Source organism: Roseococcus sp. SYP-B2431 (genome assembly GCF_004336745.1).
Classification (GTDB): domain Bacteria; phylum Pseudomonadota; class Alphaproteobacteria; order Acetobacterales; family Acetobacteraceae; genus Roseococcus.
In genome coordinates, this window is the sequence record NZ_SJXD01000011.1 from 1,318,661 (window position 1) to 1,337,557 (window position 18,897).

Here is an 18,897-nt window from a genome sequence, read left to right on the forward strand (position 1 = left end):
GCCACGCGGCGAAGCCAGGCGCGCAGAGCGCGCGCCCGGCGCCTGAGGACACAAAACAATGAGGATCATCGCGGGCCGGTGGAAGGGCAAGAAGCTCGTCGCCCCGCCGGGCGAGGCCACCCGCCCCACCTCCGACAGGGCGCGCCAGGCCCTCTTCGACATGCTCTGGCACGCGCCCTGGGCCGGCCGGGAGCTGGTCGACGGCGCGACCGTCCTCGACGCCTTCGCCGGCACGGGCGCGCTCGGGCTGGAGGCGCTCTCGCGCGGCGCGGCGCGGGCCGCCTTCATCGAGAAGGACCGGGCCGCGCTGGTCGCGCTGCGCGCCAATATCGCCAATTGCGGCGCCGAGGCCGAGGGCGCGACGCAGGTCATCGCGGGCGATGCCGGCAAGCCTCCTCGCCCGCTGCATCCCGCAGGCCTGGTCTTCCTGGATCCGCCCTACGGCTCCGGCCTGCTGGCCCCCGCGCTGGAGGCGCTCGACGCCGCCGGCTGGATCGGCCCCGGCGCGCTGGTCTGCACCGAGCTCGGCGCCAAGGATCCGGTCCCGGAGACCCGCTTCGAGCTCCTGGCCGACCGCAGCCACGGCAAGGCACGGCTGCTCGTCCTGCGCGGATGATCGCGCCGGAGCGGATCCTGGCCGTCATCCCCTCGCCCTTCCTCGGCGGCGCCGAGCTGCAGACGCTCCAGGTCGCGCGCGGGCTGGCCGGCATGGGCGCCGAAGTCGCGGTCGCGGCCGGGCCTGCCGTGCTGGAAGCGGCCGGCGCCAGGCTCGGCAGCTGCCACGGCATTCCCCTCCCCCTGACTCCGGAGCCCACCTTCGGCTTCACGGCGGCGCACCAGTGCCAGGCCGCCGCGCTGGCCCCCTTCCTCGCCGCCTGGCGCCCCGACGCGGCGCTGGTCTGCTGCCCGCTTCCCACCGAAGCCTTCGGCGCGCTGGGGGCCCTGCGCGACGCGGCGGTCCCGTGCCTCGCCGTCGCCCATCTCGTGCGCACCGACTGGCGCCTCGCCGAGAGCGAGCGCGCCTGGCTCACGGGGCTGAGCCCCGGCTGGGCCGCGGTGTCCGAACCCTCGGCGCGGAGGCTGGAGCTGCTGTTCGGCCTTCCTTTCGGCCGCGCCGCCGCCATTCCCAACGGCCTCCCGCCCCGCGCGCCGGTCCCGGCCAATCGCGCGCGCTTCGGCCTTCCCGGGGGCGTGCCGCTCCTCGTGCAGGTCGGCCGGATCGAGGAGCGGAAGGGCGCGCATCTGGCGGGGCCCATCGCCGCGCGCATCGCGCCGGCGCGGATGGTCCTGGCCGGGGAAGGCCCGCTGGCCGATTCCCTCGCCGGCGCGCCGGGCGTGGATCTCCTCGGCTGGGTGGAGGACGTCCCAGCTTTGCTGGCCTGCGCCGATGCCGTGCTGCTGGCCTCGGAGCACGAGGGGGTGCCGCTCGTCCTGCAGGAGGCGGCCTGGGCGGGGCGCCCCATCCTCGCGACCCGCGCCGCGCTCGAGGCCTGGCCGGAGGCGGAGCAGGTGGCGCGCCTCGTCCGGCGCGATCCGCACGACATCGCGCGCGCCTTCCGCGCGACGCTGAGCGACCCGGCCGGCACGGCGGCGCGGGTGGCGCGGGCGCGCGCGGCGGTCGCGGACTGGGACGAGGCCGCGATGATCCGCCGCACCGCCTGGCTGCTCGCCGTCGCGGCCGCGCGATGAGGCTGCTCCACCAGCGCCGCCCGGGCACGACCTCGCTCTGGCTCGACGAGCGGCCGCGCGGCCTGGGGCTGCCCGTCGCGGGGCTGGCGGCGGTGCATCTGCCCGCCGCGGCGCCCTCCTCCACGCTGGTCCTGGGCGCGACGCGCGTCACGGCACCGGCCGCCGGCTGGGTGCTGCTGGGACAGGCCGGCCCGGGCGCGGCCCTGCGCGCCGAGGGCATGCCGCTGCGCCTCTCGGGCACGCTCGGTGAAGGACCGCTGCCCCTTGCCTGCCGCATCTGGGACGCGGGCGAGCCCCTGATCCCGGAATCCCATTGGCGCGCGGCGCGGATCCTCGGCGAGGGCGCGACGATCGCCCTGGCCGGCGGCGCCGCCCGCCCCCTGCTGCGCTTGGCCGCCGGCGCCTCGGCCCGGGTCACGCTGCCGCCCCTGCCGATGTCCGCCCCCCTGGATCCCGTGCTGGCCGTGCTGCGCGGCCGGAAGCCCCTGGCGGAGCTCGAGGGCCTCACCCTGACCCTCCGCGCCGCCGCCGGTGCCGAGGTCGTCTGGGAGGCGGTTCAGCTCCGCCCGAAGAGCCGCGCGAATTCCGCCTGACCGAGTTTCAGGAAGGTCGGCCGCCCATGGCTGCAGGTGGCGGCGCGCGGCGTGCGCTCCATGGCGCGCAGCAGCGCGTCCATCTCGGCCGGGGCGAGCCGGCGCCCCGCCCGGATGCTGCCGTGGCAGGCCAGCCGCGCGATGGCCGCGTCGAGCCGCAGCGCCAGGGCGATGCCCTCGCCGCTCTCCTCCAGCTCCTCGGCCAGGTCGCGCAGCAGCGGGGCCGGGTCGGGGGCGCCGAGCACCGCCGGCATGGCCCGCACCAGCACCGCGCCGGGGCCGAAGCCTTCCAGCTCCAGGCCGAGCCGGGCCAGCTCCGGGGCCGCCTCGGCCAGGCGGTGCGCCTGCGGCAGCTCGACCACGGCCGGCAGCAGCAAGGGCTGCGCGCGGATGCCGCCCGCGTGCATCTCGGCCGAGAGCCGCTCATGCGTCAGGCGTTCATGCGCCGCGTGCTGGTCCACGAGGACCAGCGACCCGTCGGGCGCCTCGGCGAGGATATAGGTCTCCAGCACCTGCGCGAGCGCGCGGCCCAGGGGATGCTCCGGCGGCACGGGGGTGGCGGGCGCCTCCAGCGGGCTGGGCGGGGAGAAGGCGAGCGGCAGGGGCGCCTCGGCGAAGCCTTGCCCCCGATGCGGCTGCGGCGGCGGGAAGGAAAGCCGGGCCGGCCCGGCATAGCCCATGCTCCGGCTCGACGAATTCCCGCCCCCTTGGCCGACTCCGAAGCCCAAAGCGCGCCGCAGCGCCGAGATCACCCCGCCGCGCACCCGCTCGGCCTCCCGGAAGCGCAGCTCCGTCTTCATGGGGTGCACGTTCACGTCCACCTCATGCGGCGGCAGCTCCAGGAAGAGCGCGGCCGCGGGGTGGCGGCCCGCCGCCATCACCTCGCGATAGGCGACGCGCAGGGCGGTGCGCAGCAGCGGGTCGCGCACCGGGCGGCGGTTCACCACGAGGTGCTGCTCCAGCGCATTGGCCCGGGTGAAGGCCGGACCGCCCGCGAGGCCCGCGATGGACAGCCCGTCCCACTCCCCCGCCACCGGCAGCGCGGCCGCGGCAAAGTCGGCGCCAAGCAGATCGCGGATTCGGGCGTCGCGGTGCGCGGGCGCGAGATTCAGCAGCGACCGCCCGTCCAGCGCCGCCTCGAAGCCCACCTCTGGCCAGGCCAGCGCCAGGCGGCGCAGCGCGTCGATGGCGGCATCGCCCTCGGCGCGGGGCGAGCGCAGGAACTTCCGCCGGGCGGGCGTGGCGAAGAAGAGGTCCAGCACCTCCACCCGCGTGCCGGGCGCGCCCGAGGCCGGCTGCACCGCGGATTTCCGCCCGCCCTCGACCGTCACGCGATGGGCCTCGCCGCCCGGGACGCGCGAGGTCAGCGAAAGTCGCGCCACCGCGCCGATGGAGGGCAGCGCCTCGCCCCGGAAGCCCAGGGTTCCGATGGCGAAGAGCATCGCCTCCTCGGGCAGCTTGGAGGTGGCGTGGCGCTCGACCGCCAGTTCCAGCTCCACCCCAGGGATTCCGTGGCCGTCATCCTCGACGAGGACGCGGCCGATGCCGCCCTCCTCCAGCGCCACGCGGATGTGGCGTGCGCCGGCATCGAGCGCGTTCTCCACCAGTTCCTTCACCACGGCGGCCGGACGCTCGACCACCTCGCCCGCGGCGATGCGGTTGGCGGTGGTGGCGGAGAGGAGTCGGATGGTCACCGGCAGAGGCTAGCAGAAAACGGCGCGGGCTTCCTCAACCCCTCGCCCGGGCCGGATTGCCCATGGCCGTCGCGCCCGCCGGCACGTCGCGCGTCACCACCGCGCCCGCGCCGATCACCGCGCCGTCGCCGATGGTCACCCCCGGCAGGATCAGCGCGCCGCCGCCGATCCAGACATCGGCACCGATGCGGATCGGGCGGCCGGACTCCAGCCCCAGCGCCCGCGTGGCCGCGTCGCGCGGATGGTCGGCGGTCAGGATCTGCACGCCCGGCCCGATCTGCGCGCGATCGCCGATCGCGACCTCGGCCACGTCCAGGATCACGCAGTTGAAGTTGAGGAAGGCCCCCGCGCCCAGGCGGATGTTCCAGCCGTAGTCGCAATGGAAGGGCGGCCGGATCGCCGCGCCATCTCCCACCTCCGACAGCCGCTCGCGCAGCAAGGCGAGGCGCGCGGCCGGGGCCTCGGTGCCGGCGGCATTGTAGCGGGCGAGCCAGGCGGCGGCCGCCGCGAGCTCGGCCTGCAGCTCGGGATCGGCCGCGTTGTAGAGCCGGCCCGCCAGCATCTTTTCCCGTTCGGTCACGGCTGGGCCTGCAGCCGCAGCACCTCGGCAAGCAGGCCGGCGGTCGAGGCATCGTGGCCCCCTTCCCCGGTCGGGCCGCGCGCCCCGGCCTCCAGCTCGCGCACCAGCGGATTGGCCAGCACCTTGCCGAGTTCCACGCCCCATTGGTCGAAGGGATTGATCCCCCAGAGCGCGCCCAGCGTGAACACCTTGTGCTCGTAGAGCGCGATCAGTGCACCCAGGGTGAAGGGATCGAGGCGCGGCAGCAGGATGGTCACCGAGGGCCGGTCGCCCGGGAAGACCTTGTGCGGCACCAGCCGCGCGATGGTGGCCTCGTCCGCGCCGGCCCGGCGCATGTCCTCCGCCACCTCCTCCGCGTTGCGGCCGGCCAGCAGCGCCTCGGCCTGGGCGAGGCCATTGGCCAGCAGGATGCGGTGGTTCTCGGCATGGGTATGGTCGGGCTTCGCGACCAGGATGAAGTCCACCGGCACCGGCTTGGCCCCCTGATGGACCAGCTGCATGAAGCTGTGCTGCGCGGAGGTGCCCGGCTCGCCGAAGACCACCGCGCCGGTGGAGCGCCGCACCGGCATGCCCGCGACCGTCACCCGCTTGCCGAGGCTCTCCATCTCCAGCTGCTGCAGATGCGCCGGCAGCCGCCGCAGCCGCTCGTCATAGGGCAGCACGGCCCGGCGCCGCAGGCCGAGGCCGTTGATGTGCCAGATCTCGGTCAGCGCCAGCAGGATGGGGAGGTTCTCCTCCATCGGCGCCTCGAGGAAGTGGCGGTCCATGGCGGCCGCGCCGTCGAGCAGCGCCTGAAAGCGGTCCCAGCCCAGCGAGAGCGCCAGCGACAGCCCGATCGACGACCAGAGCGAGAACCGCCCGCCCACCCAGTCCTGGAACGGGAAGACGCGGTCGGGCGCGATGCCGAAGGCGGCGGTGTCCTTCATATTGGTCGAGAGCGCCGCGAAATGCGCCGAGGCGCCCGCCGGGCCCACGCTCGCCTCCATCCACTGCTTGACCAGGCGCGCATTGGCCATGGTCTCCTGCGTGGTGAAGGTCTTGGAGGCGACCAGCACCAGGGTCCGCCGCGCGTCGAGCAGCGGCAGCACCGTCTCCCAGCCATGGCCGTCCACATTGCCCAGGTGGATCGGCCGCATCGGGTCGCCGGCGCGCCAGAGCGCCCGCCCCACCATCACCGGCCCCAGGTCGGAGCCGCCGATGCCGATGTTCAGCACCGTGTCGAAGCGCTGGTTGGTGGCGCCGCGGATCTCGCCGCGATGCACCGTCGCGGTGAACTCGCGCATCCTCGCGAGCGTGGCCTGGGCGTCGGCGCATTCGGCCGGCGCCCCGGGCAACTGGCTGCGCAACGCCATATGCAGGGCGGCGCGCCCCTCGGTCGGGTTGGCGATGCCGCCCGAGGCCATGACCTCGCGCTTGCCCTCGACATCGGCCGCGACGGCGAGGTCGAGCAGCGCGGCCTGAACCTCCGGCGAGACCGAGGTCTTGGAGCGGTCGAGCAAAAGGCCCGCGCCGCGCTGCGAGAAGGCCGCGAAGCGCCCCGGATCGGCGGCGAAGAGCGGGCGGATCTCCTCCGCCCCCGGCGCGGCCGCCAGGCGCTCCAGCCGCGCCCAGGCGGTCTCCAACGTCGAATCGCTCATGCCCGCTTCCATCCGGATGATGGAAGGAGGTTAACAGGCCCAGGCCGCGGCACGAAATCCGGACCGCGAGGCGGTCACAGCCCGACCGGCTCGCCCGACACGGCCAGGCCCAACCCCTCGGGCTTCAGCACCCGCGCCGCCACCCCGGCCACGCGGGCCCGGTCGATGGCCGCGAGGCGCGCCGGGCGGCCCGCCAGCCAGTCCGGCGCGCGCCCCGCCTGCCGCAGGTTCAGCAGCAGGTTGGCCGTGCGGCGGCTGTCGGTGAATTGCAGCGGCAGCGAGCCGCCGAGGAAGGCCAGCGCATCGGCCACCTCCGCCTCGGTCGGGCCGCCCACCGCCATCTCCGTCCAGGCGCTGCGGATCAGGCCCCAGACCTCGCCCACGCTGGCATTGGCGGTCTGCACGTTGCCGATGATGACGGCCCGGCCGAAGAGCAGGTCGAGCCCCGCGCCGATGCCGTAGGTCAGCCCCCGCTCCTCGCGGACGGACTTCATCAGCCGGCTCGTGAAGCCGCCGCCGGCCAGGATGCGCAGCGCGACCTGGAAGGCCTCCCAGTCCGGATCGGTGGGGAGCAGGCCGTCCTGGCCGAAGACCAGGGTGGATTGCGGCGCGGCCTTGGGCCGCAGCGCGACGCCGAACTCCGCGAGGTTGGGCAAGGGGGGCGTGTCCGGGATGGGATGGCCGGGCAGCGCGCCGAAGAGCTCGGCCAGCAGCGCCCGCAGCCCGGCCACGTCGATCGCGCCCGAGGCCGCGACCAGCAGGTTCCCGCGGGTGAGCTGGGCGCCCAGGCAGGCGCGGATGTCGTCCTGGCCGATGGCGGCGATGCTCTCCGGGGTGGAGAGCCGGCCCGCGGTGAAGTTCGGGAAGCCCGCTTCCCAGAAGGCGCGGCGGGCGAGGCCGGCCGGCGTCTCCAGTGACTGGCGCGAGGCCACCAGCGCGCGGGCGCGCACGCGGGACAGGGCCTCGGCGTCGAGGCGGGGCTGCGTCATGGCGAGGCGCGCGAGGCGCACGGCCTCGGGCAACGCATCGGCCAGGGCGCGGAAGCTGCCCTCGAAGCTGTCGCGCCCGCCGGTGAAGGAGAGGCCGATGCCGGCATCCATCAGCGCATCGGCGAAGCCGACATTGGAGAGGTTGCCCGCGCCCTCGCTCAGCATGGCGGCCGAGATATTGGCGAGCCCCTCCTTGCCGCGCGGATCGGCCGCCGCACCCTGCGGCCAGGCCCAGGCGACCGAGACGACGGGGACGGAATGGTCCTCGACCAGCCAGGCGGAGATGCCGCCCTGCTCGACGATCTGGATGGGCACGGAGAAGCCGCGGCGGGCCGGCAGCTCGACGCCGAACAGGGTGTTGTTGCTCATGGCAAAATCCAGTCGGCGCTACGTGAATCCGGCCGCGACCGCGGCCGGCGCCGTACAACCGACTCTCCCGCCCGGCATGACGGCGGCGCGGCGAAGCCCAGGCGGCGGAGCCGCCGCCCGGCGCTCGAAGGCACAAAAATCCTCATGCCGGCAGCAGCCAGCCGGCGGTGGCGATCCTCGGCTCGGCGAGCACCGCGCGCGCGGCCTTGTTCACCTGGTCGCGCGTCACCTCGGCCATGCGCTTCGGCCAGTGCTCCACGAACTCGATGGGCAGGCCGATCGCGAGCGCGCCGCCCAGCATGCGCGGCGCGGCCCCCAGCCCGTCCAGCGCCAGCAAGGAGCCCGCCGTCTCCTGCCGCACCGCGCGGCGCACCTCCGCCTCGGAGGCGCCCTCCTGCAGGAGATCCGCCAGGACGGCCGAGATCGCCGTCTCGATCTGCGCCGTCTCGATGTCCGGGCGCGGCGTGGCATAGACGCCGAAGCTGCCGACGCCCACCGTATCGCCGTCGTAGCCGGCCCCGGCGCTCACCGCGAGGCCGGTCTCGACCAGCGCCTTGTGCAGGCGGGAGCCGGTGCCACCGCCCAGCAGATGGGCGAAGACCTCCAGGGGGTCGGCGAGGTCGGTCTCGCCCCAGGTGGCCGAGGGGGCGGCATAGGTCTTGAGGAAGGTCGATTCGCGCACCGCCGGGTCGCGCCGTTCCAGCCGGGATTCGGGCGCGGCGGCGGGGACCGGCGCGCGGTTCCGCGGCGGGGCGTCACGGGCGGGAATGGGCGCGTAGAACTCCTCCGCCCAGCGGCGCAGATCGGCCTCGCGCACGTCCCCGGCCACGATCAGCACGGAGTTGGAGGGCGTGTAGTGCTGCCGGTGGAAGTCCAGGATGTCCTGCCGGGTGATGGCGCGGATCTCGTCCTCCCAGCCGATCAGCGGACGGCCGCGCCAATGCTGCGGGCCCCACATGGCGGCGTCGAAGGCCTCCCGGAAGCGGCCGCGGGGGACGGCGTCGGTGCGGGACCGGCGCTCCTCCAGCACCACGCCGCGCTCCGATTCCACCTCGTCGGCGGGGATCAGCGGCGCGCGCAGACGGTCGGCCTCCATCCGCATCATGAGCGGCAGGCGCGAGGCCTCGACGATCTGGTAATAGGCGGTCACGTCGCGGCTGGTGAAGGCGTTGTCCTGCCCGCCCTCGCGCGCGACCGTCCGGCTGAAGGCGCCCGAGGGGATGTCCGGGCTGCCCTTGAACATCATGTGCTCGAGGAAATGCGCCACGCCCGACTTGCCGGCCGGATCCTCGCCGGCGCCGGCCGCGACGAAGAGGTAGTGCGCGGCGACGGGGGCGCGGCGGTTCTCGGCGAGGACCACCCGCAGCCCGTTCCCCAGCGTCCAGGAGACGGCGCCGAAGAGCGGCTGGTCGATTCGGCGCGGCGGGGCGAGGGTCTGCCCGAAGGCCGGGGCCGGAGCGGGGATCGCGGGCGCGGCGAGGGTGGCGGCGGCGGCGCCTTTCAGGGCGCAACGGCGGGTGACAGGGTCCATGGCCGCAAGATGCGACGGGATGCGGCCCGGCGCCAGCGTTCCGCCGGTTTCTGATGAAGGCGTCATCATCGGGGTGGCCCGTCTGTCATCATCGGGCCCGCCCGGGGGCCGCCGGCCGAAGCGGGTGAGCTCCCTGGCCCAACGACGGCTCCGGGATGACGGGAGCGGCTTCTCCCCCGCCACGCGCTGGCCCGCGTGAGCGGAGTCAGGACGACGTCGGGCAGCCTGAGCGCCGGATCGTCGGTAGGCGGCGGCTCCTGGTCGAAGACATCGAGGACGGCGCCGGCGATCGGCGCCCTCTCGGCGATGACCGGGCGGAAGCCCTGGCCGCTACCAGAGACGCCAGCCCGTGAACCAGCCCTGCCGCTGCGGCTGGATCACCGGCGTCTGCCCTTCCGACACCGGCCGTCCGAGCGCCGCGTTCTCGCGCAGGCGCTGGGCCTCGCGCGAGGGGTCGACCGGCGTGCCCGGCGGCGGCGCGTCGCGCCAGAACAGCACGCGGTCCACCACGGTGCGATCGGTGCGCTCGAGGCGCAGGCTCTCCTCGTCCACCCGGTTGCGGATATTGTCCGGAACGGAGCGCCCGCCCTGGGCGAGCAGCGCCTGCTCGCCCGAGCTCGGCCCCCCGGATCGCGGCCCGGCGGTCACGGCCCCCGGCACCAGCGCCGATTCAGCCTGCTGCTGGGTCGTCATCTCCTGCGGGCGGGCCGCGCCCGGGCGCGGCGTCGGCAGGTTGCCCAGGCTCGGCGGCATGGAGAGCGGCGCGCGCGTCGTCACCTGGAACTCGTCCGGAGCGTCGCGGGTCAGGCCGAAGCTGCGCATGGTGTCGCCCCCACAGCCGACCAGGAGGATGCCGGCGGCAAGCAGGGGAAGAGCCGCGAACGGAGCTGGGGACTTCATCATGGCGCCTCTTTGCGCTGGGTTTCGGGCCGGATCAAGGCGTCGGCCACGAGGGCCAGGACGCCGCAGACGATGGCCGCGTCGGCGAGGTTGAAGACGTACCAATGCCAGCCCCAGGCGTGGGCGTCCACGAAGTCCACCACGGCGCCGAAGCGCACGCGGTCGATCACGTTGGCGACGGCCCCGCCGATGACGGCGCCGAGAGCATAGGTGACGAGCCGGGTCTCGGCCCGGGCCAGCCAGCGCAGGAGGAAGCCCGCCACGACCAGGGCCAGGGCCGCGAGGATCAGGTGGTTCCAGCTCCCCTCGCCCGAGAAGAGCCCGAAGGTCACGCCGCGGTTCCAGACCATGGTCAGGTCGAGCCCCAGCGGGCCCAGCATCACGACCGGGATGTTGCGGACTTCCGGCAGGCGCACGACCTCCAGGATCCACCACTTGCTCGCCTGGTCGGCGGCCAGCAGCAGCAGGGCGAAGAGGATTCCGGTCCTGAGCGCGGGCGTCATGCCGGCAGGGCCTCCACGACGGATTCGCAGCGCAGGCAGAGGGTCGGATGGGCGGCGGACCGGCCCACCTCCGGCAGCACGCGCCAGCAGCGCTCGCATTTCGCGCCCGGCGCCGCGGATACTTCGAGGGCGACCTCGGGTCCGGCGGCGATCGCGGCCTGGGAGACGATGAGGATCTCCGCCCAGTCCTCGGCGGCGAGCGTCCCGGCGGCGTCGCCCTCGGGCACGGTGAGCGAGACGGCGGCCTGCAGCGAGGAGCCGATGGCGCCGTCGCGCCGCTGGTCCTCCAGGCTCGCCGTGACGAGGCGGCGGGTGCGGCGGATGTCGTTCCAGCGCGCCGCCACGGCCTCGTCGCGCCACTCGGCCGGAAGCTGCGGGAATTCCTGGAAGTGGACGCTCTCGGCGCCCTCTCCGAAGCGGGACAGCCAGGCCTCCTCCGCCGTGAAGCACAGCACGGGGGCGAGCCAGGCGCAGAGGCAGCGGTGCAGCTGGTCGATCACCGTGCGCGCGGCGCGGCGGCGCGGCGAGGAGGCCGCATCGCAATAGAGGCTGTCCTTGCGGATGTCGAAGTAGAAGGCGCTCAGATCCGTCGAGCAGAAGGCGTGGATCTCCGGCAGCACGCCGCTCCAGTCGTAATCGGCGACGGCCTTGCGGATGCGCGCGTCGAGCTCCGTCAGGCGATGCAGGACCCAGCGCTCCAGTTCCGGCATCTCGGCCACCGGGACCTTCTCGGCCTCGTCGAAGCCGGCGATGTTGCCGAGCAGCCAGCGCAGCGTGTTGCGCATGCGGCGGTAGAGCTCGGCCTGCTGCTCCAGGATGTTCTTGCCGATGCGGAGATCTTCCGCCGTGTCGGAGTTCATCACCCACAGGCGCAGGATGTCGGCGCCGTACTTGGCGATCACCTCCTGCGGCGCGGTGACGTTGCCGAGCGATTTGGACATCTTGCGGCCGCCCTCGTCCAGGACGAAGCCGTGGGTGAGGATGGCCTTGAAGGGCGCCACGCCGCGGCTGCCCACGGATTCCAGCAGCGAGGACTGGAACCAGCCGCGATGCTGGTCGGAGCCTTCGAGGTAGAGGTCGGCCGGGAAAGGCAGGCCGCGCGGCGGCAGGACGAAGGCGTGCGTGCTGCCGCTCTCGAACCACACGTCCACGATGTCCATCACCTGCTCGTAGTCGTCGGGGTTGCGGTGGTTGCCCCCGCCCGCGGAGCCGGCACCAGGATTCAGGAAGCGGGCGGCCGCGCCGGGCTGGTACCAGGCGTCGGCGCCCTCGGTCCGAAAAGCCTCGACGATGCCGTCCATCACGGACTGGTCGCGCAGCACCTCGCCCGTCTTCCTGTCCACGAAGACGGCGATCGGCACGCCCCAGGCGCGCTGGCGCGAGATGCACCAGTCCGGCCGGCCGGCGACCATGCTGCCGATGCGGTTGCGGCCGGCATCGGGCACGAAATGCGTGGCGGCGATGGCGTCCAGCGCCTTGCGGCGGATCTCGTTGCTGTCGTCCATGGCGATGAACCATTGCGGCGTCGCGCGGAAGATCACCGGCTTCTTGGAGCGCCAGCTATGCGGGTAGCTGTGCGTCATCTTCGATTTGGCGACCATGTTGCCGGCCGCCTCGACGGCCGCATAGACGGCATCGTGCGCCTTGAAGACGTGCAGCCCCTCGAAGCCCGGCGCGTGATGGGTGAAGGTGCCGTCGTCGTTCACGGTCTCGGGGATGGGCAGGCCGTGGATGCGGCCGAGGTTGAAGTCGTCCTCGCCATGACCCGGCGCGATGTGGACGAAGCCCGTGCCGGCCTCGGTCGTGACGAAGTCGCCGGCCAGGACGGGAACGTCGAAGTCGTAGCCATGCCCGCGCAGCGGATGGGCCGCGATGGCGCCTTCCAGCGCCGTGCCCTTCACGACCTGCTTGATGACATGCGCGACGAGGCCCGCATCCTCCGAAAATTTCGGCAGCAGCGGCAGCGCGACGATCACCGTCTCGCCCACCTTCAGGTGGCTGCCCTCGCGGGTATCGGCAACGTGCACGACCGCGTAGTCGATCTCGGGACCGTAGGCGACCGCGCGATTGCCCGGGATGGTCCAGGGCGTCGTCGTCCAGATGACGATGGAGGCGCCGGCGAACTTGCCCGAGACCAGCGGGAGGCGGGCCCAGAGCGTCGGGCTCACATGGTCGTGATACTCGATCTCCGCCTCGGCCAGCGCGGTCTTCTCGACAGGGCTCCACATCACCGGCCGCAGCCCGCGATAGAGCGAGCCGTTCATCAGGAACTTGCCGATTTCCCCGGCGATGACCGCTTCCGAGGGGAAATCCATGGTGGCGTAGCGGTCGGGCCAGTCGCCGGCGACGCCGAGCCGCTCGAACTCCTCGCGCTGAACGCCGAGCCAATGGGCCGCATAGGCGCGGCACTCGGCGCGGAACTCCAGCACCGGCACGTCGTCCTTCTTGCGGCCGCCCTGATACTTGCCCTTGGGGTTGCGGTACTCCTCCTCGACCTTCCATTCGATGGGCAGGCCGTGGCAGTCCCAGCCGGGGATGTAGTTGGCGTCCTTGCCGGCCATCTGGGCGGCGCGGTTGATGACGTCCTTCAGGATCTTGTTGAGCGCGTGGCCGATGTGCAGCGGGCCGTTCGCATAGGGCGGGCCATCATGCAGCACGAATTTCGGCTTGCCGGCGGATTTGGCGCGGAGCCTGGTCCAGCTGTCGGAATCGGCCCACTTCTTCAGCAGCGCGGGCTCGCGCTTCGGCAGGTCGGCCTTCATGGGGAAGACAGTGGCGGGCAGGAAGACCGTCTTGCGGTAATCGCGCGCTGCGGTCTTGGTCTCGTCCACGGGAGCGTCGTTCATCGGGGTTCTCGTGCGCGGCCGGTTCTCGGAGAATGCGGCGCGTGAATAGGGGACGTACGGGTCTGATCCCGGCCTTCAGGAGAAGGCCGGGCCGGGAATTCGGCCAGAAACTCGGAACGTCCGGGTCGCGCTCATGCGGGAGATATGCGGATGTCGGGGGGTGGCGGTCAAGCGCCGGAACAGGGGAGCAGCTGCGTGATGCAGGTCAATCGGAGCTTCGGGCGGGATCTGCGCCCCTGCGCCGGGCTGCGGGCGCTGCTGGCCACGCCGGCGGCGCGGATCGGCACCTTCGACGACCTGCGGCTGCGCCAGACGAGCAGGCTGCTGGTGCTGACCTCGCCGGAAGGCGAGGCGGTGATCGCGGAGGCCTGCCCGGCCTGCGGGGCCAAGCTCGGCGGCAGGCCGGCCCGGGCCTGACGATCAGATGGCGTCCGGGTCCACGCGCTGCCAGCCCGGCAGGAAATCGGGCGTCTGGCCGAGGGAGAGGACCACGGCACGTTCCGTGCCGAGGGTCAGTTGGGGCGTCAGCCAGGGCACCGAATGGACGGCATAGGTGAGGCGCAGGGCCGCGCCGGTTCCGGGGATGTCGAGGTCCACGACGTAGTCGTCGGCCATCTCCTCCCGCAGGCTGGTGCGCCCGACCAGCTCCAGGCCGTCCTCGAGACTTACGTAGACTTTCATCCGCTTCGCCTCCGGGCTGTAGAAGCGGAACGCGCGGCGGGCGGCCCCGGATGCAGCGGGCGCAGGAAATTTGTGCGGCTGCGTCAACCCAAGAGGGTTCGCGCCTCGGCGGCATCGGCCTGGATCTGGGCGACCAGCGCCGAGAAATCCGGGAACTTCCGTTCCTCGCGGAGGAAGTGAACCAGGGCCACGCCGAGTTCCTGGCCGTAGAGGTCCTCGGCGAAGTCGAAGAGATGCGCCTCGAGCCGCGAGATGGGGTCGCCCCCCAGCGTCGGACGGCGGCCGAGATTGGCGACGCCCTTCACCACCCGCCCGTCCGGGAGCGTCACCAGCACGGCATAGACCCCGCGCGCCGGCTCCAGATGCCGGCCGAGCGGGATATTGGCCGTGGGGAAGCCGATGGTGCGGCCTCGCGCGTCGCCATGGGTCACGGCGCCGGTGATCGCGAAGTCCCGGCCCAGCATGGCGGCGGCGCGCTCGGGATAGCCGTCCTGCAGCAGGCGGCGGATGCGGGTGGAGCTGATGGCGCCCTGCGCGTCCTTCACATGCGGGACGATGGAAAGGCCGATGCCATGCGCCTCGGCGAACTGCCCGAGGAGGGTCACGTCGCCGCCGCGGCGGTGGCCGAAGGCGAAGTCGGGCCCGCAGGCCAAGTGGCGCACGCCCAGCGCCTCCACCAGCACCGACTGGCAGAAATCCTCGGCCGACATGGCGGCGAGCTCGGCGCCGAAGGGCAGCGCGATGACGTGCCGGGCGCCATGGGCGCCGAGGATGGCGGCCTTGGCGGGCAGCAGGGCCAGCCGGAACGGCGGATCGTCGGGGCGGAAATGCTCGCGCGGATGCGGCTCGAAGGTCAGCGCGCCCAGCGTGAGGTCCGGCCGCGCCTGATGCGCGGCGGCCAGCACGGCGAGATGGCCGAGATGCACGCCGTCGAGATTGCCCAGCGCCAGCGTGGCGCCCCGCGCGGCTTCGGGGAGGCCGTGCCAATCGGTATGGACCTGCACGCGACCGCCGGGCGGCCGGTTCAGCTCTCCGCGCCTGTCGGCGCTCCGATCACCGGACGCCATCATGCCTCGGTCTGCGTCATCCAGCGCGTGACCTTGGGCGGCTCCCAGCTCGCCAGCATGTCCAGCGCCTGCTCCGGCCTGCGCGCCTGCAGCGCGAGGCCGGCATGCTGCGGCCGGATGAAGCCCTCGCCCTCCATGCGCTCGAGCAGCGCGAAATACGGCGCCCAGTAGCCATGGGTGTCCAGGAAGACGAGGCCCTTCCGATGGATGCCGAGCTGCGACCAGGACTGGATCTCCACCGCCTCCTCCAGCGTCCCGATGCCGCCCGGCAGCACGATGAAGCCGTCGGAGAGGTCGTTCATCATCGCCTTGCGGACGTGCATGGAGGGCACCACCCGCAGGTCGGTGACTTCGCCATGGCCGAGCTCGCGCTCCATCAGCGCCTCCGGGATGACGCCGATCACCTCGGCTCCGCCGCGGATCGCCGCATCGGCGACCACGCCCATCAGCCCGACCTTGCCGCCGCCATAGACGAGGCCCAGGCCGCGCTTCGCGATGGCCGTGCCGAGCGCGTCGGCGAGCCGGGCGTGCCCCTCGTCGTGTCCGGGCTGGGCGCCGCAGAAGACGCAGACGCGCTTCATGCGGGGCGCCCCTGCACGAGCATGACCGCCTCGCCTTCCACGACCTTCTTGCCCGCGACGGTGCAGACGGTGGCCAGCGTCGCGCGCTTCTTCTCCGGGTCCAGCGCGGTGACGGTGACGGTGGCCGTGACGGTCGCGCCGATCCGCACCGGCGCGCGGAAGCGCAGGCTCTGGTCCAGATAGATGGAGCCCGGCCCGGGCAGCCTGGTGCCGAGCACGGTGGAGATCAGCCCGGCCGAGAGCATCCCGTGCGCGATGCGCTCCTTGAACATGGTGGTGGCGGCGAACTCGGCATTGATGTGGACCGGATTGGTGTCGCCCGTCACGGCCGAGAAGAGGAGGATGTCGGCCTCGGTGATCGTCTTGGCGAAGCTGGCGGTCTGGCCGACCGACAGGTCCTCGAAATACTGCGCTTCCATAGCCGGCGGGCCCTCTCTGCGTCGCCCTCGTGTCTAGCCGAAAGCGATCGCCGGGGAAACGAGCGGGGCGCGGTCCCGCCCCGCGCTCAGATCGACAGGCCGCGTGCCGCCATTGCCTTGAGGAAGTTCGGCTCGGGATGGGGCAGCGGCGGCAGATCCCAGGAGCCGGTGCCGATCGGGCGGATGTCCCGGTCCACCGGCACCTCGACCAGATAGGGGCGGTTCGCGCGGATAGCAGCCTGGATCGCATCCTCCACCTCGCCGGCATGGGTCACGCGGTGCGAGGCCACGCCGAAGGACTTGGCCAGCATCGCGAAATCCGGGCTGTAGAGCTCGCCGGTGCGCTGGATCTCGAAGCCCGTGGCCAGCTCGCGCCCGCCGAACATGCCGTGCTGAATGTCGCGGATCGAGCAGAAGCCGTTGTTGTTCCAGACCACCCAGACCACGGGGATGTCGTATTCCACGGCCGTCGCCAGTGCATGCGGCGTCATGAGGAAGGAGCCGTCGCCGACCACCGCGACGCAGGGCCGGTCCGGCGCGGCGAGCTTGGCGCCCAGGATGCCCGAGGTGGCGAAGCCCATCGCCGCGAAGCCCCAGGAGTGGATCAGATGCCGCGGGCGCATGGTGTCCATGAGCTGGACGATCCAGTTGTGGTGCACGCCCACATCGGAGGCCACGATCGCATTCTCGGGGATGGCGCGGGACAGGGCCCGCATCAGCCGCTCGGGGCGCAGCGGCATCTGGTCGCTCGCGGCCAGCCCGTCCTGGTACTCGCGCCAGACCGTGCGGCCCTTCTCCAGCCGCGCGATCCAACCCGCGAGGTCGCGCCCGTCGTCCAGGCGCGGCCGGGCGGCCCCGATGAGGAATTCCAGGCTCGCCTTCGCATCGCCCAGGATGCCGTATTCGGCCGGGTAGTTGCGGCCGATCTCGCTGGGGTCGATGTCGATCTGGATCAGCCGCGAGGGCGGGACCGAGAGCGTGTAGCCGTCGAGCCAGGCGCTGGTCGCCCGGTCGTCGAAGGAGAAGCCGATGGCGAGGATGACGTCGGCGTTCTTCGTGGCGTCATTGGCCGCATAGGCGCCGTTGCGCCCGGTCGCGCCGAAGGCCAGCGCGTGGCGGTCGGGGATCGCGCCCTTGCCGTTGGGGCTGGTGACGACCGGAATGCCGGTCAGCTCGGCGAAGGACACCAGCTCGTCGCAGGCGCCGCCGAGGATCACCCCCTGCCCCGCGATGATCACGGGCTGGCGCGCGCCCAGCAGCAGGTCGAGCGCGGCCGAGAGCTCGCGCGGATTGCCGGGCGCGCCATTGACCACGCGGCTGGGCGCGGCGGCCGGGCGCACCGCCGTCTCCTCGACGAAGACATTGAGCGGCACGTCGAGATGGACCGGCCCCGGCCGGCCCGAGGTCAGCAGGTCCCAGGCCTGGGTCACGGCCAGCGGCACCATGTCCGCCCGCGTCGGCTGGAAGGAGCGCTTCACGTAGGGCCGCATGACGGCGGGGAAATCGCCCTGGAAGTGCCGGCCCGTCTCCTGGAACGGTCCCCGGTTGAACTGGCCGGTCGGCACATTGCCGGTGATGGCCAGGAAGGCCGAGGAATCCGCCGCCGCCGCCGCGACGGCCATCACGATATTCGCCGAGCCCGGCCCGCAGGAGGTGAAGGTCGCCACCGGCTCGCCGCGCACCTTGTAGTAGGCGTCCGCCATGTGGCCCGCCGTCTGCTCGTGATGCGTGGAGATGGTCCTGATGCGGTTCTGCGCCTTGAAGGCGGCGTCCATGAAGCCGGTGATGCCATGGCCGCAGAGGCCGAAGAGATAGGGCACCTTCTGCTTCACCAGATGGTCGAGAATGATGTCGGCGCCGTTCATCAGCGCCTGCTTGTTGCTGCCGTCCATGGACGTGTCGTCTCCCGTTGATGGTCTTGGTTCAGGCGGCCGCCATGGAGGGGCTGCCGAGCATGCGCGAGATGCGCAGCGCCGTCGCCTTCACCTGCGGGACGAGCGCGGCGACGCGCGCGGGATCCATGCGGGAGGCGGGGGCGGAGATGGCGAGCGCGGCGGTGGGCCGGCCCGAATGGTCGGTGATTGGCGCGGCGAGGCAGCGCAGCCCGGCCTCGATCTCCTCCTCGTCCTGCGCGTAGCCGTCCAGCCGCGCGCGGTGCAGCGCCTCGCGCAGCCCCCCGGGCGTGGTGAGGGTGCGCTCGGTGAAGCGCGCCATGCCCTGGGCAGCGATCACGGCATCCACCTCGCCGTCCGGCAGATAGGCCATCAGCACCTTGCCCAGCGCGCTGGCATGGGCGGGGCTGCGCTTGCCCACGGCGGAATGCATCCGGACCGCGCGCGTGCCGTCCACGATCTGCACGGTGACCACGACGCCGTCGTGCAGGATGCCGACATGCACCGTCTCGCCGGTGCTCTCCGCCAGATCCTGCAGCGGCGGCAGCGCCTGCCAGCGAAGCTGCTCGTGCCGGACGGCGGCCGCGCCCAGCGCGTGCAGGCCGAGGCCCGGCGCGTAGCGGCCGGTCGCCGCATCCTTCGCCAGGTAGCCGAACTGCTCGAGGGTGTGCAGCACGCGGAAGATCGTCGCCTTGCTCTCGCCGAGATGCGTGGAGAGGTCCGCGAGGCTCCAGCTGTTCCGCGCCCCGAAGCAGTCCAGCACCTCCAGCCCGCGGTGAAGCGAGGCGAGGAGGTAGGGGTCCTTGGGACCGTCGGTTCGGCCGGACTGCGGCATGCCATTTCCTTCATGCGCCGGGCGAGGTGTCGCAGGGCGAAATACATTCTCGGTCTCAGATACAGTTGACGGCCCTTTCTGAAAAGCGTTT

The 18,897-nt window shown here is 72.8% G+C and carries 19 protein-coding genes; 4 read left to right on the plus strand and 15 right to left on the minus strand.

Annotated features, from left to right (window positions below; all coding sequences use genetic code 11):
* Positions 1–58 precede the first annotated feature (58 nt).
* The 3 genes from rsmD to EJV46_RS07680 are packed head-to-tail and all read left to right on the plus strand — an operon-like array spanning position 59 to position 2,282.
* Positions 59–616 carry a 16S rRNA (guanine(966)-N(2))-methyltransferase RsmD gene (gene rsmD / locus EJV46_RS07670; RefSeq protein WP_131547953.1) on the plus strand — a complete coding sequence of 186 codons (558 nt, stop codon included), beginning with the start codon at positions 59–61 and terminating at the stop codon, positions 614–616.
* Positions 613–1,689 carry a glycosyltransferase family 4 protein gene (locus EJV46_RS07675; protein WP_131547954.1) on the plus strand — a complete coding sequence of 359 codons (1,077 nt, stop codon included), beginning with the start codon at positions 613–615 and terminating at the stop codon, positions 1,687–1,689. Before rsmD ends, EJV46_RS07675 begins: the two co-directional genes overlap by 4 nt.
* Positions 1,686–2,282 carry a hypothetical protein gene (locus tag EJV46_RS07680; protein WP_131547955.1) on the plus strand — a complete coding sequence of 199 codons (597 nt, stop codon included), beginning with the start codon at positions 1,686–1,688 and terminating at the stop codon, positions 2,280–2,282. Before EJV46_RS07675 ends, EJV46_RS07680 begins: the two co-directional genes overlap by 4 nt.
* Here EJV46_RS07680 and mutL read toward each other — a convergent pair.
* The 9 genes from mutL to ileS form a co-directional block, all read right to left on the minus strand.
* The gene (gene mutL / locus EJV46_RS07685; RefSeq protein WP_131547956.1) at positions 2,246–3,976 is read right to left on the minus strand and encodes a DNA mismatch repair endonuclease MutL; all 1,731 of its coding nucleotides are present in this window, start codon (positions 3,974–3,976) and stop codon (positions 2,246–2,248) included. The genes EJV46_RS07680 and mutL overlap by 37 nt on opposite strands.
* 34 nt (positions 3,977–4,010) lie before the next feature.
* Complete coding sequence (locus EJV46_RS07690; protein ID WP_165585407.1) at positions 4,011–4,538, minus strand: sugar O-acetyltransferase; 528 nt, start codon at positions 4,536–4,538, stop codon at positions 4,011–4,013.
* 14 nt (positions 4,539–4,552) lie between these two features.
* Entirely contained in the window at positions 4,553–6,193 is a 1,641-nt protein-coding gene (pgi, locus tag EJV46_RS07695; protein ID WP_131547958.1) for a glucose-6-phosphate isomerase, read from the minus strand.
* A gap of 74 nt (positions 6,194–6,267) precedes the next feature.
* Complete coding sequence (locus EJV46_RS07700) at positions 6,268–7,551, minus strand: pitrilysin family protein (RefSeq protein WP_131547959.1); 1,284 nt, start codon at positions 7,549–7,551, stop codon at positions 6,268–6,270.
* A 142-nt stretch (positions 7,552–7,693) separates the two neighbouring features.
* Complete coding sequence (locus tag EJV46_RS07705; protein ID WP_131547960.1) at positions 7,694–9,082, minus strand: pitrilysin family protein; 1,389 nt, start codon at positions 9,080–9,082, stop codon at positions 7,694–7,696.
* Between the two features lie 65 nt (positions 9,083–9,147).
* Entirely contained in the window at positions 9,148–9,390 is a 243-nt protein-coding gene (locus EJV46_RS23405; protein WP_165585408.1) for an NAD(P)-dependent oxidoreductase, read from the minus strand.
* Between the two features lie 22 nt (positions 9,391–9,412).
* Entirely contained in the window at positions 9,413–9,985 is a 573-nt protein-coding gene (locus EJV46_RS07715) for a DUF3035 domain-containing protein (protein WP_131547961.1), read from the minus strand.
* Positions 9,982–10,485: a signal peptidase II gene (gene lspA / locus EJV46_RS07720; protein WP_131547962.1), complete on the minus strand. Its 504-nt coding sequence runs from the start codon at positions 10,483–10,485 to the stop codon at positions 9,982–9,984. Before lspA ends, EJV46_RS07715 begins: the two co-directional genes overlap by 4 nt.
* The gene (gene ileS / locus EJV46_RS07725; protein ID WP_131547963.1) at positions 10,482–13,331 is read right to left on the minus strand and encodes an isoleucine--tRNA ligase; all 2,850 of its coding nucleotides are present in this window, start codon (positions 13,329–13,331) and stop codon (positions 10,482–10,484) included. Before ileS ends, lspA begins: the two co-directional genes overlap by 4 nt.
* 195 nt (positions 13,332–13,526) lie before the next feature.
* Between ileS and EJV46_RS07730 the strand changes: the two genes are divergently transcribed.
* Positions 13,527–13,748, plus strand: coding sequence for a hypothetical protein (locus EJV46_RS07730; RefSeq protein WP_131547964.1), 222 nt, complete (start codon positions 13,527–13,529; stop codon positions 13,746–13,748).
* Positions 13,749–13,751: 3 nt separating this feature from the next.
* Here the strand turns inward: EJV46_RS07730 and EJV46_RS07735 are convergent, their stop codons facing one another.
* From EJV46_RS07735 to EJV46_RS07760, 6 genes are all read right to left on the minus strand, one after another.
* Positions 13,752–14,012, minus strand: a complete 261-nt coding sequence (locus EJV46_RS07735; protein ID WP_131547965.1) for a hypothetical protein — start codon at positions 14,010–14,012, stop codon at positions 13,752–13,754.
* 83 nt (positions 14,013–14,095) lie between these two features.
* The gene (locus EJV46_RS07740) at positions 14,096–15,016 is read right to left on the minus strand and encodes a bifunctional riboflavin kinase/FAD synthetase (RefSeq protein ID WP_240782438.1); all 921 of its coding nucleotides are present in this window, start codon (positions 15,014–15,016) and stop codon (positions 14,096–14,098) included.
* A gap of 62 nt (positions 15,017–15,078) precedes the next feature.
* Positions 15,079–15,660, minus strand: coding sequence for a TIGR00730 family Rossman fold protein (locus EJV46_RS07745; RefSeq protein WP_131547967.1), 582 nt, complete (start codon positions 15,658–15,660; stop codon positions 15,079–15,081).
* Positions 15,657–16,079 (minus strand): MaoC family dehydratase, encoded by a 423-nt coding sequence (locus EJV46_RS07750; RefSeq protein ID WP_131547968.1) that lies wholly within the window; start codon positions 16,077–16,079, stop codon positions 15,657–15,659. The genes EJV46_RS07745 and EJV46_RS07750 overlap by 4 nt, the downstream gene beginning before the upstream one ends.
* Before the next feature lie 86 nt (positions 16,080–16,165).
* Positions 16,166–17,971 (minus strand): thiamine pyrophosphate-binding protein, encoded by a 1,806-nt coding sequence (locus EJV46_RS07755; protein ID WP_131547969.1) that lies wholly within the window; start codon positions 17,969–17,971, stop codon positions 16,166–16,168.
* A 31-nt stretch (positions 17,972–18,002) separates the two neighbouring features.
* Positions 18,003–18,806, minus strand: coding sequence for an IclR family transcriptional regulator (locus EJV46_RS07760; RefSeq protein ID WP_165585397.1), 804 nt, complete (start codon positions 18,804–18,806; stop codon positions 18,003–18,005).
* Positions 18,807–18,897: the final 91 nt, after the last annotated feature.

Coding starts and splice junctions, on each gene's coding strand:
- rsmD (WP_131547953.1), top strand. CDS start 59: ATGAGGATCATCGCGGGCCGGTGGAAGGGCAAGAAGCTCGTCGCCCCG.
- EJV46_RS07675 (WP_131547954.1), top strand. CDS start 613: ATGATCGCGCCGGAGCGGATCCTGGCCGTCATCCCCTCGCCCTTCCTC.
- EJV46_RS07680 (WP_131547955.1), top strand. CDS start 1,686: ATGAGGCTGCTCCACCAGCGCCGCCCGGGCACGACCTCGCTCTGGCTC.
- EJV46_RS07690 (WP_165585407.1), bottom strand. CDS start 4,538: ATGCTGGCGGGCCGGCTCTACAACGCGGCCGATCCCGAGCTGCAGGCC.
- pgi (WP_131547958.1), bottom strand. CDS start 6,193: ATGAGCGATTCGACGTTGGAGACCGCCTGGGCGCGGCTGGAGCGCCTG.
- EJV46_RS07700 (WP_131547959.1), bottom strand. CDS start 7,551: ATGAGCAACAACACCCTGTTCGGCGTCGAGCTGCCGGCCCGCCGCGGC.
- EJV46_RS07705 (WP_131547960.1), bottom strand. CDS start 9,082: ATGGACCCTGTCACCCGCCGTTGCGCCCTGAAAGGCGCCGCCGCCGCC.
- EJV46_RS07715 (WP_131547961.1), bottom strand. CDS start 9,985: ATGATGAAGTCCCCAGCTCCGTTCGCGGCTCTTCCCCTGCTTGCCGCC.
- lspA (WP_131547962.1), bottom strand. CDS start 10,485: ATGACGCCCGCGCTCAGGACCGGAATCCTCTTCGCCCTGCTGCTGCTG.
- ileS (WP_131547963.1), bottom strand. CDS start 13,331: ATGAACGACGCTCCCGTGGACGAGACCAAGACCGCAGCGCGCGATTAC.
- EJV46_RS07735 (WP_131547965.1), bottom strand. CDS start 14,012: ATGAAAGTCTACGTAAGTCTCGAGGACGGCCTGGAGCTGGTCGGGCGC.
- EJV46_RS07745 (WP_131547967.1), bottom strand. CDS start 15,660: ATGAAGCGCGTCTGCGTCTTCTGCGGCGCCCAGCCCGGACACGACGAG.
- EJV46_RS07750 (WP_131547968.1), bottom strand. CDS start 16,079: ATGGAAGCGCAGTATTTCGAGGACCTGTCGGTCGGCCAGACCGCCAGC.
- EJV46_RS07755 (WP_131547969.1), bottom strand. CDS start 17,971: ATGGACGGCAGCAACAAGCAGGCGCTGATGAACGGCGCCGACATCATT.
- EJV46_RS07760 (WP_165585397.1), bottom strand. CDS start 18,806: ATGCCGCAGTCCGGCCGAACCGACGGTCCCAAGGACCCCTACCTCCTC.